Genomic DNA, 15,746 nt, shown 5'->3' on the forward strand with positions numbered 1-15,746 from the left:
TTGTTTGACTAGCGTTTGGAGCGCGCCGGGCTTCGGGTCAACCGGTGGGCAGCTTTCCCGCTCGACTTGGAAGCTCAATCGGCTAAGGCTGACAGGCATGGGTCAGGCCACGTCCCCTTCCTCTTTTGTTTTGCTCGACGATGCGCGCTCAGGTGAGGGCGTGGCGGCGGATGCGCTCTACTATGCAGAGCCCAAAGAGCTGTTCGTGGCGCATCGCCCAAACGAGGTTCGCGCGGCGCTGGAAGCGGGAGAGGCCGCGCGGCGGAATGGCGGAGAGCTGGTCGGATATATCGCATATGAAGCAGGTCTGGCGCTGGAGAAAAAGCTCCTTCCCCTCGCCGATGCACGCAGCGGCTCGCAAGGCCCGTTGGTGTGGCTCGGCTTGTTTGATCCGCCGGAGCGGATTGCAGCCGCCAATGTGCCAGACTGGCTCGCGGCTCGGGCTGAAGGGACGGCCCGCATCGGGCCTCTCGACCCGCAGCTCTCGCCCGGTGGCTATGAGAGTGCATTCGAAACCTTGTCCGAAGCGATCCATGCCGGCGACATCTATCAGGCGAACCTCACCTATCCGCTGACCGGTTCCTATCGCGGCGATCCGCTGGCGCTCTATCGTCAGCTGCGCGGCGCTGCGCAGGCTGGCTATGGCGGAGTGATCTATGACGGAACGCACTGGCTGCTGAGTTTCTCGCCCGAATTGTTCGTTGCTCTGGATGAAGAGGGGCGCGCCAAGGCCAAGCCGATGAAGGGCACTCGTCCCCGCTCAAGCGACGCGGAAACAGACGCCGCTTTGGCAGAAGAGCTCGCCACCAGCGTTAAGGACAAGGCCGAGAACCTGATGATCGTCGACCTGATGCGCAATGACCTCAGCCGAGTCGCGGTGCCGGGCAGCGTGCGCGTCGATGCGCCGTTCGCAGTGGAGAGCTATCCCACGGTGCACCAGATGGTCTCTAGCGTGCGGGCCAAGCTTGCGCCGGGAAAAGGCGCGATGGACCTTATCTCCGCTCTGTTCCCCTGCGGATCGATCACCGGTGCCCCCAAAATCCGCGCGATGGAGCTGATTGGCGAAGTCGAGCGCGATGCGCGCGGGGCGTATTGCGGTGCGATTGGTCGGATCGGTAGTGACGGCGGCGCGGCCTTTAACGTGGCCATCCGAACTCTGCGACTTACTCCAATCGAGAACGAACAAGGCAGCGCAGTGCTTGGCGTGGGCTCAGCCATCGTGGCGGACAGCGATCCGATGTCTGAGCGGCGCGAATGCGAAGTCAAAGCAGGCTTCGTTCGGCGCTCCTCTGCGGATCACACAGCCCCGCAATGCGACCTGATCGAGACCATGGCGTTCGATCCTGAGACCGGGATTGCATTGCTCGAATTGCATTTGGCGCGGATGAAGCGGAGCGCCAAGACCCTCGGTTTCCAATTCGACCGCCATGCCGCGCGCAACCAGATCCAGGCTTTGTGTTTCGAGCTCGAAAAGCCCGCCAAAGTGCGCCTCCTGAGCGCCCGCAGCGGAGCGACAGCGGTTGAAGTCCAGCCCCTCCCCGTTCCATTTGAACGCACTGTCAAAGTCGCGGCTCTACCCTGCCCTGTCGACCCGTCCGACTGGCGATTGTTGCACAAGACCAGCGACCGTGGCTTTTACGAAGAGGCGCTCACTGCCGCGCGCCAGATGGGCGCGGATGAGGCGATTTTGGTGCGCGAGGACGGCCTCGTCACCGAAGGCTCCTTCACCAACCTGTTTTTGGAGCACGATGGCACGCTGCTGACGCCGCCCGCCTCGCTAGGCCTGTTGCCCGGCGTCTGGCGTGAATATCTGATTGAAAAGGGGCAAGCGCGCGAAGCGGAATTGACCCTCGATGACCTCACCAACGGCTTCCAGCTCGGCAATGCCGTGCGAGGGCTTTTTTCAGCGGAATTGATATGACTTTGCCGATCCTCTTCGAAGACAGCGAAGCGCTCGTCATCAACAAGCCTGCGGGGCTCCCCGTCGACCGACCCAAGCGCGGTGGTGAATGTCTGGAAGATCATCTCGACGCGTTAAAGCTCGGTTTTCAGCGTCGCCCCGTTGCGGTTCACCGGCTCGACACCGATACCAGCGGCTGCCTGCTGCTGGCGCGCAATCCCAAGGCATTGAAGCGCTTCAACAAGGCGTTCGAAGATCGGCTGGTTGAGAAGACCTATCTCGCCATCCTTGCAGGCCGCCCGCCTGAGCAAAGCGGCACAATCCGCCTCAATCTCGCCAAGATCAGTTCGGAGGCGAAGGGCTGGCGGATGATCGCGGCGAAGAAGGGCAAGACTGCGGTCTCACATTGGGAGCTGGCGCAGGAGCTGGGCGGCAATGCGCTGATTCGCTTTACGCCGGAGACCGGGCGCACACATCAGCTGCGCATTCACGCACATAAAGGTCTTGGCGCGCCGCTGCTGGGCGATCCAATCTACGGGTCGGAGAAACAGCGCGGCAAGGGTGCCAAGCGGACAATGCTCCACGCCTTTTCGCTTTTGATCCCGCGCGACAACAAACCTCCGATTGAGGCCCGTGCACCTCTGCCCGCCGACTTCCTTGCAATGGGAGCGGTTGAACCCAGTTCCGCTGAGCAGGACAGCGATGGATGAAGACCTTCTAAGCCGCGCTCACGCTCTGGCGGAGGAGAGTTTTCTCGCCGGCTCCAGTCCCGGTGGGCAAAACGCTAACAAGGTCGCGACCGAAGTGCAGCTGCGAGTCAACATCTACGCCTTGCGCCTGCCTCCGCCCGTCTTTGCCCGGCTTAGGGCTGCCGCAGGGTCGAAACTGACCGCTGCCGGTGACCTCCTCATCACCGCGCGCCAGCACCGCACGCAGGAGGCGAATCGGCAATTGGCCCGTGCGCGGCTGGAGAAGATGCTCAAAGAGGCCCATCGCGCGCCGAAAAAGCGCGCCAAGACCCGCGTCAATCGCGTCGGCAAGACCCAGCGGCTTAAGGCCAAGAAGGCGCGCGGGACAGTGAAGGCCAATCGCGGCAAGGTCAGTCGATCAGATTGGTGAGCGCCCCTTGCGCGAAATTGGCCAGTGCGGCAGCCAACTGCGCTTGACTTTTCCCCGTGAATCGCCGAAAGGCGCGCGTCTGTGAGGCGGCGTGCCCGAGACTCGGGTCAGCGCCGCTCTTTGTTTTTCAGGTCTGTCCCAGGTATGGGGCGGCCCCACCCGATCTGTAGGAAACCGCCATGGCGAAGCCCGCAACCGTCAAGATCAAGCTCGTCTCGACCGAGGGCACGGGCTTTTACTACGTGACCAAGAAGAATCCGCGCAACATCACCGAGAAGATGGTGTTCCGTAAGTACGATCCGGTCGCGAAAAAGCACGTCGAGTTCAAGGAAGCCAAGATCAAGTAAGATCTTGCGCGCCTGTCTGACATAAAATGTCTGACGCACGACAGCACAATTCATCGACAGTTCAACGCATCCAGACTATCTGGACGCCTATGATGACGTCTATGCCCCTTCGCCGTGTTGCTGTCGCTTTTGCGGCTGCAGGCACGCTTGCACTCGGTGTTGCCGCGCCTTCGGGAGAGCTTGCGCCCTCTGCGCAGGCCCAAACCAGCAGCGCTGACCTCGACCGCGCGGTTACAGCCCTTCGCGGTATCTCGACCATGCGCGCCGATTTCACTCAGACGGACCGCGCGGGCAATATGGCGCGCGGCACTATGACGCTGAAGCGGCCGGGCAAGATCCGCTTTGATTATGGCGAAGACGCAGACCTGCTGGTCGTTTCCAACGGGCGCTCGCTCTATCTCATCGATTACGAAGTAAATCAGGTCGAGCGCTGGCCGATCCGAAATTCGCCGCTTGGTGCGCTGCTCGATCCCAATCGCGATGTGAAGCAATATGGCACACTGGTGCCGACCGGCAGCCCGGATGTTATCAGCATCTTTGTCAAAGACCCGAACAAGCCTGAATTTGGCGAGATCAATCTGATTTTCGTGCGCAATTCCTCGGCTCCCGGCGGATTGCAGCTGACTCACTGGGTCGCTCGCGATGCACAGAATCACCGGACCACGGTGCGACTCGCGAATCACCGCTATGGCGTCTCAGTTCCTGACAGCACCTTCAATTTCCGCGATCCGCGCCGAACATCTCGTCGCCCGGGGTGAACGCTTCGCCCGCGAAAAGTTGTAGGAATACGACAAAGCATCATCGATATTCATTCCCGTGAAAGCCGAAAGCCGCTATTCATTCTCAACAAGGCGAGCGGATTGAAGGGTTTCCCCCCTGTTGCCCTCGATCCAATCTTTCGCCTTGCAAAAGCGTGACGAACGCTAACACCGAAGCTCCAGTGCCATCGCCCCCGGCACTGGGGCTTCTTTTTGTTGGGCCTCAAGCGCCGGCGCGCGCATCCGCGCGCTGGGCTACTCCTCCGGGGGCCCGTCGCCTTCGGCGCCACCCCTACGGACGCGCAGTCGCGCTTGCGGTCTCAGTGCGACTGTTTCTAGAAACCCCCGAAATCTCGTGGCTTCTGAAAGGGCCCTAATCCCTAAGGGCTGCATCCATCACGGCGAAGACCGAGGTGTTATCGACGAAGTCGCCAGTCCAGCCATAGGGCGCGCCCCATAGCTGCGCAGCGCGCACGTCGCGGCGGGTGAACTGCGCGAACAGCTCTGACCCGTTACCGATCGCCCAGAGTGGGACCAGCTCATTGGTGTGATTGCCTGAGGCGAATTGATAGCCGGGGATCACACCTTTGCCGCGATCCTGCACGGCGAGGAATTGGTTGAACGTATCGACGCTGGGATCAAACCGTGCCGCCGCAACAGCCTCGCGTGAGCGGTCGGAGGCGATCGGGCCACCTTCGGAATTGGTCCAGGTCCCCTCACCCCAAATACCGCCACATTCGTGGTCGGAGGTGATAATCAGCAGGGTCTCATCCCAGCTCGAATTGGTCTCCACCCAGTCGATCACTTCGGCGACCGCGCGGTTGAAGTCGATCTGTTCTTCGATGAAGCGCTCCATATTGTTCTGGTGCCCCATCCAGTCGACCGCGCCACCTTCGATCATCAGGAAGAACCCATCCTCGTCCTGAGACAGCACGTTGAGCGCCCCACGGCTCATGGTTGCGAGATCAGGCACATCGGGGTTGTAGGCCATTCCGGAGGGCGTATCGGCACTACCCAAACCTTCACGAGCGGCCTGCAATGTGGAGTTGGTACGAGCGATGCCGACCACCCGCTCAGGCACGTTCTGGCCTGCGGCAAGCGCTTCGAAATCCTCGCGCGCGTCGATGAACGAAAAACCGTTTAACCCTGCGCCGCTGGTCATTTTGCCCAGAGTCGCGCTGCCTCCGACATAGCGATATGTGTCTTCGTCCTCGGGGTTCACCTTGTTCCCGCTAGCATCGTAGAGCGGGTGTCCACCGCCCATGATGACGTCGAGGTCGCTTGCGACCATCTCATTGAAAATCTCAGCATAATTGTTGCGCGAGATGTTGTGCGCGATCACCGCGGCGGGGGTCGCGTGGCTGGCCATGACAGAGGCAACGGCGCCTGCGGAGCGCTCGCGCTCCATCGCCAGTTCGGCGATTGTGCGAAAGCGTTCCTGACCGCTCCAGCTGACATTGATCCGGCCATTTGCGGTCTTGCGCCCCGCAAGCAGAGCCGTGCCCGCAGCCGCGCTGTCAGTATAGCTGGTGTAGCTCTCTCCATCTGGGCCAAAGTCGCCCACAAAGGTGTTCTCGAACTTGCTCCAGCGCGTGCGCGGGTCATAGCCTTGCTCGACGACGCCGGCAGCCAGTTCGGGCTTCGAGCCGCTGGGCAGCACTTTGCCCTCCGCATCGATCAGGTTGAGCGAGCTGTGCGCCATGCCGTAAACCACCGGCATCGTCCCGTCAGGCCGCGCAACTTGGTAGCTTTGCTGCCCCGCCTTGCCCTCATAATAGTCCGCAGCGAGCCAGCCGTTGAAACCGATCCCGTCAGAGATCAGGATGATGACATTCTTGGGGCCATCCTGTTCTATCCCGGCGGGTTGTGTTTCAACAGCGGAGTTAGAACGGGGCTCTCCGTAATAATTGACCGTTTGCGTGCAGGCCGAAAGCAGCGCGGCCGAGGCGATCAGCGCGATGGAGGAGCGGATGGGATGATAGCGGCGCATGCGTAGTCTCCGGCAATGGTCTTTCATTGGTCGCTATCGTCTTGGTGCATGACAGGAAAGTGAAAGGTGGAGTTTTTGTGCCTCTCCCCCTAAATCGCTGGCCATGCTTTCTGTTGCGACCTGGAACATCAACTCGGCCCGCTTGCGCCTGCCGATCATCGAGAAATATCTGCGCGAGGAAGCGCCCGACATCCTCTGCCTGCAGGAGATCAAGTGCGAGAGCCATCTCTTCCCGGCGCAAGCGCTGGCCGAAATGGGCTACGAGCATCAGGCGATCTGCGGGCAGAAGGGCTATCACGGCGTCGCCACCGTCAGCCGCGTACCGATCAAGGAAGTCACCCGCCACGACTGGCAGGACAATGGCGAGGCTCGCCATGTCGGGGTCGAAGTGATCGGCAAGGATATGCGGATCGACAATGTCTATGTCCCCGCTGGCGGTGACATTCCCGACCGCGACAAGAACGCGAAGTTCGGCCAAAAGCTCGACTTCTTGGCGCGCATGACCAGCTGGGCGGACAAACTCGAGCACCAGAGCCTGATCGTCGGTGATTTCAACATCGCGCCGCTTGAAAGCGATGTGTGGAGCCACAAGCAGCTGCTCAAGGTCGTCAGCCACACGCCGCTCGAGGTCGAGACGCTTGAGACATTCAAACAAGCCCACGGTTGGGTGGACGTTGGCCGCGAGTTTATCCGCGATCCTGATCGCTATTTCAGCTGGTGGTCCTATCGCTCACCCGACTGGCGCAAGAATGATCGCGGACGGCGGCTCGACCATATGTGGGCGAGCGAGGCGCTGGCGAAGCAGGCCAAGGCCCACCGCGTCCTGGAAGAGGCGCGCAGCTGGGAGAAGCCCTCAGACCACGTGCCGCTTGTCACCGAGTTCGACGTTTGAGCGATACACCGTCTCCGGCGCGGCGCGCGGCGCAGGCGGTGGATGCCTTGCGCCATGGCTGGCCGATCCGCTTTGTGGATGGGCCAAAGGTGTTGCCGGTCGAGACAGCGGTGGCGCGCGAGGCGACGTCAGGGGCGATGCTGATTTCCAGTGCAAGGGCCGCGACGCTCAAGCTGATTAATCAGCGAGAAGCAGCCGTTCCTCATGCGCCTGTGCTCATCAGCGGGGCAGAGGACTTTGACCTGCGCGAGGCTCTGCCTATCGCCGACCCTGCGCTCGACCTGGGCAATCCAATGAAGGGGCCGTTTCGTGCGGACAAACTCGATTGGGAGGACGCGGCGCGCGCTGCGATGGAGCTGGCGCGGATCGCAGGGATCCTGCCTGCCTTTCTGGTCGACCCCGAAGATGCGGGCGAAGCGCATGAGCTGCATGCGAGCGACCTTGCGGAATATTCCGATGCTGGCGCTTTGCGGATTGTAACTCGCGCCCGATTGCCCGTGCTGGGGAGCGAAGAATCACAGATAGTCGCCTTCCGCTCCACCTCTGACACACGCGAACATGTCGCGCTGATCATCGGCGAGCAAACGGGCGACAAGCAGCCGCTCATCCGCGTCCACTCCGAATGCCTGACAGGCGATGTGCTCGGCAGCCTGAAATGCGACTGCGGACCTCAGCTTGACGCAGCCATCGCCGCTATGGCGGAGCATGCGGAGAAGGACGGTGGCTGGGGCGCGGTGCTCTATATGCGGCAGGAGGGACGGGGGATTGGCCTCATCAACAAGCTGCGCGCCTATCGCCTGCAGGATCAGGGTTTTGACACGGTCGACGCCAATGAGCGACTGGGATTACCGGATGAAGCGCGCGATTTTCCCGTGGCAGCGCGGATGCTGGAACTGATCGGCGCGCGTTCAATTCGGCTCCTCACCAACAATCCGAAGAAGGTCGAGGCGTTGGAGGCGGCAGGCATCACCGTCAGCGAACGGGTCGCGCACCAGCTCCCCGACAACCCGCACAACGCCCGCTACCTCGCCACCAAACGCGACCGGCACGGACATCTGCTGACGTGAGCAGACCCGAGATAGCCATCACGATCCGTCCGGAGAAGCCGGGAGACGAAGACAGCATCTTCGCGCTCACCGAGGCTGCGTTTCGCGAGATGGAGCATTCCGATGGAGATGAGCAACATCTTGTCGGCCGCCTGCGCAGCGATGGTGATCTAACGCTTTCGCTGGTGGCAGAAGACGAGAGCCGCATCGTTGGCCACATCGCCTTCTCGCCTGTCACAATCAGTGATGGAGCGCGCGACTGGTATGGCCTGGGCCCTGTTTCGGTCTGGCCAGAGCTGCATCATCAAGTGATCGGCAGCGCACTGGTCCGGCGCGGAATTGTGGATATGCGGGCCGCGAGAGCCAAGGGGATCGTGCTTCTGGGAAGCCCTACCTACTACAGCCGCTTTGGCTTTGAATATGTGCCGCAGGTCACCTTTCCGGGGCCGCCGCCGGAATACTTCCAGACATTGCTGCTCGATGGCGAAATGCCTTCAGGAGACGTTGCCTATGCGCCCGGCTTCTACCCCGACGCCTAGTTAGCGCCGTTCGTAGTTGGTCAACCCGCGCGCCAGATTGTTGTTCGACATCGCGATCTGCGCGCCCATCCAGTCAGCAAGAAACACGCTGGAGCGTTGCAGGCCCGGCACAAAGCGCGCCTCATTCCCCTGCACAACCAACCCATCCGCATTGTGGAGCACGTCTTCGGCTCCCAGAGCGATGAAGGCAGAGTAATTCTCCTTGTCGCGGCCCTGGACGAACCAGTTCTGCGTGATCGAGCCGCGGCTGCCTGCCGGCAGGTCGATCATGTAGTTGGTGCCGCTGCCCGCTGCATCGTCGAAGCTATTGTTCTCGATGATGACATTGGCCGCGCGTGCTTTCACATAATGGCCGCCACGACCGCGCTCAAACCGGCTGTCCCGCACGGTCAGTTCGCCATAATTGCCGATATAGAGCGAGTGCGCGCAGCCTGCCGAATTCTCGCAAGTGCCCAAGCCGCTGAAAGTAGAGCGCATGATATAGATGCGGCCATTGGGATCGTCAGCGGTCAGAATGCCCTGCTGGCTGTCGAGGAATCGCGAATAGGCAATGTTGAGCGCCCCGCGCTCCAGGCGAATGCCCGCGCCATTGCCGTCCGCGACCGCCATGTTGGAAAAAGTGATCCCGCGCACTTCTGCGCCCAGACCGCGCAGGACCAAAGCCGCTTTGCCTTCACAAGTGCGGCGGTCGAAGGTGACCGTGCCGAACTCTTTGGCTGTGTAGATGATGACACCCGCCTGCTGCACCGCGCATTGCTGATATGTGCCCGCGGCAATCTCAATCGTGCCGCGCTGCGCACCAATAGCGTCGACAGCCGCCTGCAAAGTCGCATAGCTCTGCCCGTTCTCGAGGATAGTGAACGGCCTGCTGTTCGCTTGCGCACTTGCTGGCGTCGCAAAGGTCATCGCCACCGCTAGGCCAAGTATTCCGATAAGGAACACATTGTCGAGCGCATTGGCGAGACGCTGTTTCAGGGTCGGGCGATTGAAGCGAAAGTTCTGTGTCATGCACACTGGAGTACAGCGATTCGCGTGTTCGCGGGGCGCTCGTCTTGACCCTGTCTCGTTTCGAGCCAGCAAAAGGCGCTTGGCTTAACCGGCCTTATCTCGCTAGAGTTTCCAGCGAACCACGATTGAGTTCGAAGAGGAGGATACTCATGAAGAAACTCGCAATCCTGGCCGCTGGCGCCAGTTTCGCTCTTGCTGCATGCGGCAGCACCGATGACGCATCGACCGAAGCAATGCCGGACACAGTGGAAGTGCCCGCTGACGACGCTCTGGCTCCGATCACAGACGAAGCGGTGGAAGATGCAGAGGCGCTGCCACCAGTCGATCCAGCTGAAACCGCTCCCTCAGAAGCCACCGCTGAAGCGGCTGCTGACGAAGCTGCTGACGTTGCTGCCGAAGCGCAATCAGCGCTTGACGCGATTGAAGGCATTGAAGACGCAGCCAATGCGGTTGGTGATGCAGCTGACTCGGCCGCTGACGTGGTCGATGGCGGCCAGTAATCGCCGATATATGAGCACGCGAAACCAGCGCGCCTATTCCAAGAGCGCAGGGCTGATTGGTTCGGCCCTGCTGCTCTTCCCTGCACTCGCCGCCTGCGATGGCGGCGGGACCACCAGCGGGCCGGGCGCGGTCAGCGAGGGCGAAGCGCGCGCGCTCGACGAAGCGGCTGAGATGCTGGAAGAGCGCCGCTTGCCAGAAGGCGTCTTGCCTCCGACCGGGGCAGAGGCCGAAGCGGGTAAGGAAGCAACGCCAGAAGGCGATACCGAATGACCGTAGAACCCACGCATCCGATGGGTGCCAATCCCGGCATGGATGCCGACGTGTTCGAGCAATTTGCCGAGCAGCTCACCCGCTATGTGCGTGAAAGGCTGATCCCGGCCGAGCTGGAAGTCATTGCGGGCGACAAAATACCCGATGAGATCGTCGATGAGATGCGTGAGATGGGCCTGTTCGGCCTCTCCGTGCCAGAAGAATATGGCGGCGCAGGCCTCAACATGACGCAATATGCGCGGATCGTGAATATCATGAGCTACGCCGCGCCGGCCTACCGCTCGATCTTCTCAATCAATGTCGGCATGTTTGCGAGCGCGCTGAAAAACGGCGCCACCGAAGCGCAGCGCGCCGAATGGTATCCCAAACTCGCCGAGGGCAAGATCGCTTGCTTCGGCCTGACAGAGCCGGGCTCGGGATCGGACAGCGCTGGCCTGCAAACCTTCGCCAAGCCCGATCCGGACGGCAATGGCTGGATCCTCAACGGGACCAAACGCTACATCACCAACGCGCCGCATGCGGACGTTGCGCTGATCATGGCGCGGACCGAGAAGGAGAACCTGCCCAAAAACGCCCATGTCAGCGCCTTTCTGGTGCCAATGAATGCGGACGGTGTCTCCACTGGTTCGCCGGACAAGAAGATGGGCCAGTCCGCCTCCCACATCTCCGACATCATGCTCGACGATGTGAAAGTGCCGGGTAATGCACTGCTGGGCGGAGAGACCGGCAAGGGCTTTCGCTTTGCCATGCAGAGCCTCGACAATGGCCGCATTTCTGTGGGTTCAGCTGCAACGGGCTATGCCCGCCGCGCGCTCGATTCAGCGATCCGCTACGCGCAAGAACGCAAGGCCTTTGGCGAGCCGATTTCGAACTTCCAGCTGATCCAGCAGATGCTCGCCGACAGCGAGATCGAGATTTATGCAGCCGAAAGCATGATGGCGGATGTGACCGCGCGTGCTGATCGGGGCGAGAACATCCTCGTCAAAGCTGCCGCTTTCAAGGTCTTCGCCTCTGAAATGTGTGGCCGTGTGGTGGACAGGGTCGTGCAGGTCTATGGCGGTGCGGGCTACCTCGCCGAATACGACGCCGAACGTTTCTTCCGCGATGCGCGCATCTACCGCATTTACGAAGGCACGACGCAGATCCTCCAGCTCCAGATCGCCAAGCATATGCTCAGAGCATGGGAGCGTGAGAACAGCTAGGCGCGTCGCTCTCCAACAGGGGACTCCATGTATAAGCTTCTGAATGACCTCTCGATTATCGAGGTCTCCTCTTTCGTCGCTTCGCCCACGGCCGGCCTTTATTGCGCGCAGATGGGAGCCGAGGTGATCCGCATCGATCACAAGGCGGGCGGGCTCGACTATGACCGCTATATGCTCACCAAAGAGGGGCGGAGCCTGAGTTGGGAGAACTTGAACCGCGCCAAGAAGTCGGTTGCGCTGGATCTTCGGTCAAAGGAAGGGCGCGAACTCGCTGTGGAGCTCGCCGCCAAGACCGGTAACTGCATCACCAATTTGCCTGAAAAGAGCTTCCTGTCTCACGGCGCGATGAAGGCAGCGCAACCAGAGGGCGCTCCCGACATGACCTCGGTGCGGATCATGGGCTGGCATGACGGGCGTCAGGCAATGGACTTCACCGTCAACGCCACCAGCGGCTATCCGTTGATGACCGGCCCAGCAGACTGGGACATGTCGACAGCGCCGCCGGTGAACCAAGTCCTGCCCGCATGGGACTTCATCACCGGTGCCTATTGCGCCTTTGCCCTGCTCGCCGCTCTGCGCCACCGCGATGCGACCGGAGAGGGGAGTGAAGTGCGCGTGCCGTTGGGCGACGTCGCTATCGGGACCGCCGCGAATTCAGGCATGTATGCCGAGATGCGCTACCGAGGTTCAGACCGAGAGCGGCTCGGCAATGCGATCTGGGGTGCGTTCGGACGTGACTTCCGCACAAAGGACGGCGTGCGCTTTATGGTCGCCGCGCTTACAGCCAAGCAATGGACTGGCCTGGTTGAGGCTTTCGGTGTCGCGCAGCCCATCGCCAAGCTCGAGGCAGAGGTTGGGGTTAAATTCTCCGACGGAGACGACCCGCGCTTCAAGCACCGCGAGGCCCTGTTCGACATATTCCAGAACGTCGCATCGTCCCACGAATACAGCTCGCTCGAGATGCGCATGGCAGCGGAAGGATGCACTTTCGAGAAGTATCGCACCGCACATGAAGCCGCGCACGATCCGGCGCTGGTGACGGACAATCCGCTGTTCGGCCCATCGCCTAAAAATCCGTCCGGCTTTGACTATCCCGCGCCGCGTTCTTTCGCGAACCTTCCTGCGCATGAGGTCGGAGATCCCGCGCCCGCACCCTATCTTGGCCAGCATACCGAAGAGGTGCTCGCCGAGCGGCTCGGGCTGTCGTCGGGTGCGATCGGCGCGCTGGTGGATGCAGGCACCGTTGCTCTTTCAGACAGGAACCGCTGATGACCAGACGCGCCGCTATCGTTTCGCCCCTGCGCACCCCCGTAGGCAAGTTCCTAGGCGGGCTCTCCAGCCTTAATGCGGGCGAGCTGGGAGCTGTCATCTTGAAAGCGCTGGTCGAACGCACCGGCATCGACCCCGCGCGCGTCGATGATGTCGTCTTCTCCCAAGGCTACGGTAACGCGGAGGCCCCCGCCATCGGCCATTGGTCGTGGCTCGCCGCGGGGCTGCCCATCGAAGTTCCCGGCTTCCAGCTCGACCGCCGCTGCGGCTCGGGCGTGCAGGCTGTCGCAACGGCGGCGATGATGGTGGAGACCGGCATGGCCGACATGGTCGTCGCGGGCGGCTGCGAGAGCATGTCCAATGTCGAGCACTACACCCTGCAAGGGCGCGGCGGCGCACGCATGGGCGATATCAAGCTGCATGACCGTTTGTCGCGTGGGCGGGTGATGAGCCAACCGATAGAGCGCTTTGGCATCATTACCGGCATGATTGAGACGGCAGAGAACCTCGCCAAGGATTACGACATCTCGCGCGAGGCGGCGGACGAATATGCGGTACGATCACACAGCAATGCGGCTGCGGCTTGGGAGGCGGGCAAGTTCGACGATCATCTGGTGCCGGTCGAAGTGCCCCAACGACGCGGAGACCCGATCACCTTTGATCACGACGAAGGCTATCGCACCGACGCCTCGATGGAGACGCTCGGCAAGCTGCGCCCCATCGATGGCAAGCGCGATCCGGACGCTATCGTAACCGCCGGCAATGCCAGCCAGCAGAACGATGCGGCGGCGGCCTGTCTGGTCGTTGCAGAAGACAAGCTGGAAGAGCTGGGCCTCACGCCTTCGCTCTGGTTCGGCGGCTGGGCAGCGGCGGGCTGCGACCCTTCGCGCATGGGCATCGGCCCGGTTCCCGCGGTCGAACGCCTGTTCGAGCGACGCGGATACAGCTGGGACGATATCGACTTGGTCGAACTCAACGAAGCCTTCGCGCCGCAAGTGCTCGCTGTGCTGAAAGGCTGGGGATGGAGCGAGGACGATTCGCGCCGGGAGATCCTCAACGTCAACGGATCGGGTATATCGCTCGGCCATCCTATCGGCGCGACCGGCGGGCGGATCCTGGCTGACATGGCCGCCGAGATGCACCGACGCGGTAGCCGCTTTGGGCTCGAGACGATGTGCATTGGCGGCGGGCAAGGGATCGCCGCTGTGTTCGAGCGCGCGACATGAGCGAGTTTGAGGCATGGATCGGACGCGAGCAGCGCTCAACCGACCGGCTTGATGAAGGCCTGGCGACGCGCTGGCATGCGACTTTTGACGTCGGGAAGAACGCCCCTGAAGTTCCTAAGATCCAGTCGCAGGGCATCCACTTTTGTCTCTGCCCGCCCGATGCACTGACCCGCAAACTGGGCGAAGACGGTCACCCCGTCCGCGATGACAGCCCGGTCAGCTTCCTGCCACCTTTTGCCATGCCACGGCGCATGTGGGCCTCCAGCGACATCCTCTTCATCGCACCGCTTGCTGTTGGAGCGGTCATCGACCGCAACAGCCGCATCACCTCGGTCAAGGAGAAGGATGGCGCCTCCGGCAAGCTCGCCTTTGTCGATGTCGAGCACACGATCAACGCCAACGGCACCAAGTCGATCGTCGAAACGCAGACGCTGGTCTATCGCGAGGCGGCTGCGCCCGATGCGCCGCTCAGCCCACCAGAGCCGGGAGAAGACACGTTTGATGCAAGCGCCTGGGACGCGGTGCACACGCTCACCCCCGATCCGCGCCTGCTGTTCCGCTACTCCGCACTCACATTCAACACCCACCGCATCCACTATGATGCGCCCTATGCGCGCGATGTGGAACGCTATCGCGGGCTGGTTGTGCATGGGCCTTTGACGGCAAGCCTGCTGCTTAAACTCGCTGCGCGCGAGTTGGGCGACAATCGGCTGCGGCAATTTGCCTTCCGCGGTGTCTCGCCAGCTGTCGCGGGTGAAACGCTCCACTGCGTTATGCGCCAAATCGAAAAAGGCTATGAACTCGGCGCCTTTGCATCTGACGGGCGCCAAGTGATGAAGGCAAGCGCTTCTACCTAGTCGATCGGAAAGTCTTTCAGCGGCTTGAGTACCGAGTAGGCCTCCTCCAACGGCTCGCCTTCAAACTCGGGAAAGTCGATCACGGGAGGCTCGACATGGGTGTCAGGCAGGCGGTCAAGCAAATCACGAATGAGCGTCAGCCGACCGCGCTTCTGATCGTTGAAATCCACTAGCGTCCAGGGCGCATGGGTCGTGTGGGTCGCCGCCAGCATCGCCTCGCGCGCTTTGGTGTAGGCGTCGTATTTGTCGCGCGCAGCGAGATCGACCGGCGAGAGCTTCCAGCGTTTGAGCGGATCGTCGAGCCGCTCGCGCAGTCGCTCCTCTTGGCGTTCCTGATCGGTGGTAAGCCAGTATTTGAACAGCAGAATGCCATCATCGGTGAGCTGCTTTTCGAAGATCGGGGCTTGCTCCAAGAACGCCTCTGCCTGCTCTTCAGAGCAATAACCCATCACCCGTTCGACCCCAGCGCGATTGTACCAGCTGCGGTCGAACAGGACGATCTCGCCCGCATGAGGCAAGTGCGCGATATAGCGCTGGAAATACCACTGAGTCTGTTCATCCTCGCTCGGTTTGGAGAGCGCGACTGTGCGGCACTGGCGCGGGTTCAGCTTGTCGCGCACCGCACGGATCGCACCGCCTTTGCCCGCCGTATCGCGCCCTTCAAAAATCACCACGATCCGCGCGCCCGTAGTCCGCGCCCAGCGCGCCATGCCGACCAGTTCCTCGGTCATGGGCTCAAGCAGTTCGCGGTATTCCTTGCCCTTTAGGCCCATAGTGGTTCCTTCGCCCTCTAGCTGTTGCTGCCCGCTTGTTGCCGACGGG

At 61.7% G+C, this 15,746-nt stretch carries 17 protein-coding genes; 14 read left to right on the forward strand and 3 right to left on the reverse strand.

The features are described from left to right. Positions 1–97 precede the first annotated feature (97 nt). From pabB to AC0V6X_RS12500, 5 genes are all read left to right on the forward strand, one after another. Positions 98–1,921, forward strand: coding sequence for an aminodeoxychorismate synthase component I (pabB, locus tag AC0V6X_RS12480; protein ID WP_486184872.1), 1,824 nt, complete (start codon positions 98–100; stop codon positions 1,919–1,921). Continuing rightward, the gene (locus AC0V6X_RS12485) at positions 1,918–2,610 is read left to right on the forward strand and encodes an RluA family pseudouridine synthase (protein WP_486184873.1); all 693 of its coding nucleotides are present in this window, start codon (positions 1,918–1,920) and stop codon (positions 2,608–2,610) included. Before pabB ends, AC0V6X_RS12485 begins: the two co-directional genes overlap by 4 nt. Beyond that, complete coding sequence (arfB, locus tag AC0V6X_RS12490; protein ID WP_486184874.1) at positions 2,603–3,019, forward strand: alternative ribosome rescue aminoacyl-tRNA hydrolase ArfB; 417 nt, start codon at positions 2,603–2,605, stop codon at positions 3,017–3,019. The genes AC0V6X_RS12485 and arfB overlap by 8 nt, the downstream gene beginning before the upstream one ends. A gap of 179 nt (positions 3,020–3,198) precedes the next feature. Next, positions 3,199–3,366, forward strand: a complete 168-nt coding sequence (gene rpmG / locus AC0V6X_RS12495) for a 50S ribosomal protein L33 (RefSeq protein ID WP_007165948.1) — start codon at positions 3,199–3,201, stop codon at positions 3,364–3,366. 92 nt (positions 3,367–3,458) lie between these two features. Beyond that, positions 3,459–4,124 (forward strand): LolA family protein, encoded by a 666-nt coding sequence (locus AC0V6X_RS12500; protein ID WP_486184875.1) that lies wholly within the window; start codon positions 3,459–3,461, stop codon positions 4,122–4,124. Positions 4,125–4,497: 373 nt separating this feature from the next. On the opposite strand, the gene AC0V6X_RS12505 is transcribed toward AC0V6X_RS12500, so the two are convergent. Then, positions 4,498–6,114 (reverse strand): alkaline phosphatase, encoded by a 1,617-nt coding sequence (locus AC0V6X_RS12505; protein WP_486184876.1) that lies wholly within the window; start codon positions 6,112–6,114, stop codon positions 4,498–4,500. A gap of 103 nt (positions 6,115–6,217) precedes the next feature. Here AC0V6X_RS12505 and xth point away from each other — a divergent pair, with 103 nt between their 5' ends. From xth to AC0V6X_RS12520, 3 genes are read left to right on the forward strand one after another with little or no spacing between them, the layout of a single operon-like run. Continuing rightward, a complete protein-coding gene (gene xth / locus AC0V6X_RS12510; protein WP_486184877.1) occupies positions 6,218–7,006 on the forward strand; it encodes an exodeoxyribonuclease III in 789 nt (262 codons plus the stop codon). Then, entirely contained in the window at positions 7,003–8,073 is a 1,071-nt protein-coding gene (gene ribA, locus AC0V6X_RS12515) for a GTP cyclohydrolase II (protein ID WP_486184878.1), read from the forward strand. The genes xth and ribA overlap by 4 nt, the downstream gene beginning before the upstream one ends. Further along, positions 8,070–8,591, forward strand: coding sequence for a GNAT family N-acetyltransferase (locus tag AC0V6X_RS12520; protein ID WP_486184879.1), 522 nt, complete (start codon positions 8,070–8,072; stop codon positions 8,589–8,591). The genes ribA and AC0V6X_RS12520 overlap by 4 nt, the downstream gene beginning before the upstream one ends. Here AC0V6X_RS12520 and AC0V6X_RS12525 read toward each other — a convergent pair whose 3' ends face one another. Further along, positions 8,592–9,599: a right-handed parallel beta-helix repeat-containing protein gene (locus tag AC0V6X_RS12525; protein WP_486184880.1), complete on the reverse strand. Its 1,008-nt coding sequence runs from the start codon at positions 9,597–9,599 to the stop codon at positions 8,592–8,594. A 149-nt stretch (positions 9,600–9,748) separates the two neighbouring features. Here AC0V6X_RS12525 and AC0V6X_RS12530 point away from each other — a divergent pair, with 149 nt between their 5' ends. Genes AC0V6X_RS12530 through AC0V6X_RS12555 form a run of 6 tightly spaced genes read left to right on the forward strand, consistent with a single transcriptional unit; the run spans position 9,749 to position 14,924 of the window. Beyond that, positions 9,749–10,099, forward strand: coding sequence for a hypothetical protein (locus AC0V6X_RS12530; RefSeq protein WP_486184881.1), 351 nt, complete (start codon positions 9,749–9,751; stop codon positions 10,097–10,099). Positions 10,100–10,109: 10 nt separating this feature from the next. Continuing rightward, on the forward strand, positions 10,110–10,370 hold the full coding sequence (locus AC0V6X_RS12535) for a hypothetical protein (RefSeq protein ID WP_486184882.1): 261 nt from the start codon (positions 10,110–10,112) through the stop codon (positions 10,368–10,370). Beyond that, positions 10,367–11,572 (forward strand): acyl-CoA dehydrogenase family protein, encoded by a 1,206-nt coding sequence (locus tag AC0V6X_RS12540; RefSeq protein ID WP_486184883.1) that lies wholly within the window; start codon positions 10,367–10,369, stop codon positions 11,570–11,572. Before AC0V6X_RS12535 ends, AC0V6X_RS12540 begins: the two co-directional genes overlap by 4 nt. Positions 11,573–11,599: 27 nt before the next feature. Further along, positions 11,600–12,841: a CoA transferase gene (locus AC0V6X_RS12545; protein ID WP_486184884.1), complete on the forward strand. Its 1,242-nt coding sequence runs from the start codon at positions 11,600–11,602 to the stop codon at positions 12,839–12,841. Further along, entirely contained in the window at positions 12,841–14,067 is a 1,227-nt protein-coding gene (locus AC0V6X_RS12550) for an acetyl-CoA C-acetyltransferase (RefSeq protein ID WP_486184885.1), read from the forward strand. Before AC0V6X_RS12545 ends, AC0V6X_RS12550 begins: the two co-directional genes overlap by 1 nt. Beyond that, positions 14,064–14,924, forward strand: a complete 861-nt coding sequence (locus AC0V6X_RS12555; protein ID WP_486184886.1) for an HTD2 family dehydratase — start codon at positions 14,064–14,066, stop codon at positions 14,922–14,924. Before AC0V6X_RS12550 ends, AC0V6X_RS12555 begins: the two co-directional genes overlap by 4 nt. Here the strand turns inward: AC0V6X_RS12555 and ppk2 are convergent. Further along, positions 14,921–15,697 (reverse strand): polyphosphate kinase 2, encoded by a 777-nt coding sequence (gene ppk2, locus AC0V6X_RS12560; protein ID WP_486184887.1) that lies wholly within the window; start codon positions 15,695–15,697, stop codon positions 14,921–14,923. The two genes, AC0V6X_RS12555 and ppk2, sit on opposite strands and share 4 nt — an antisense overlap. Positions 15,698–15,746 lie beyond the last annotated feature (49 nt).

It is taken from the genome of Erythrobacter sp. S267, from assembly GCF_057365045.1.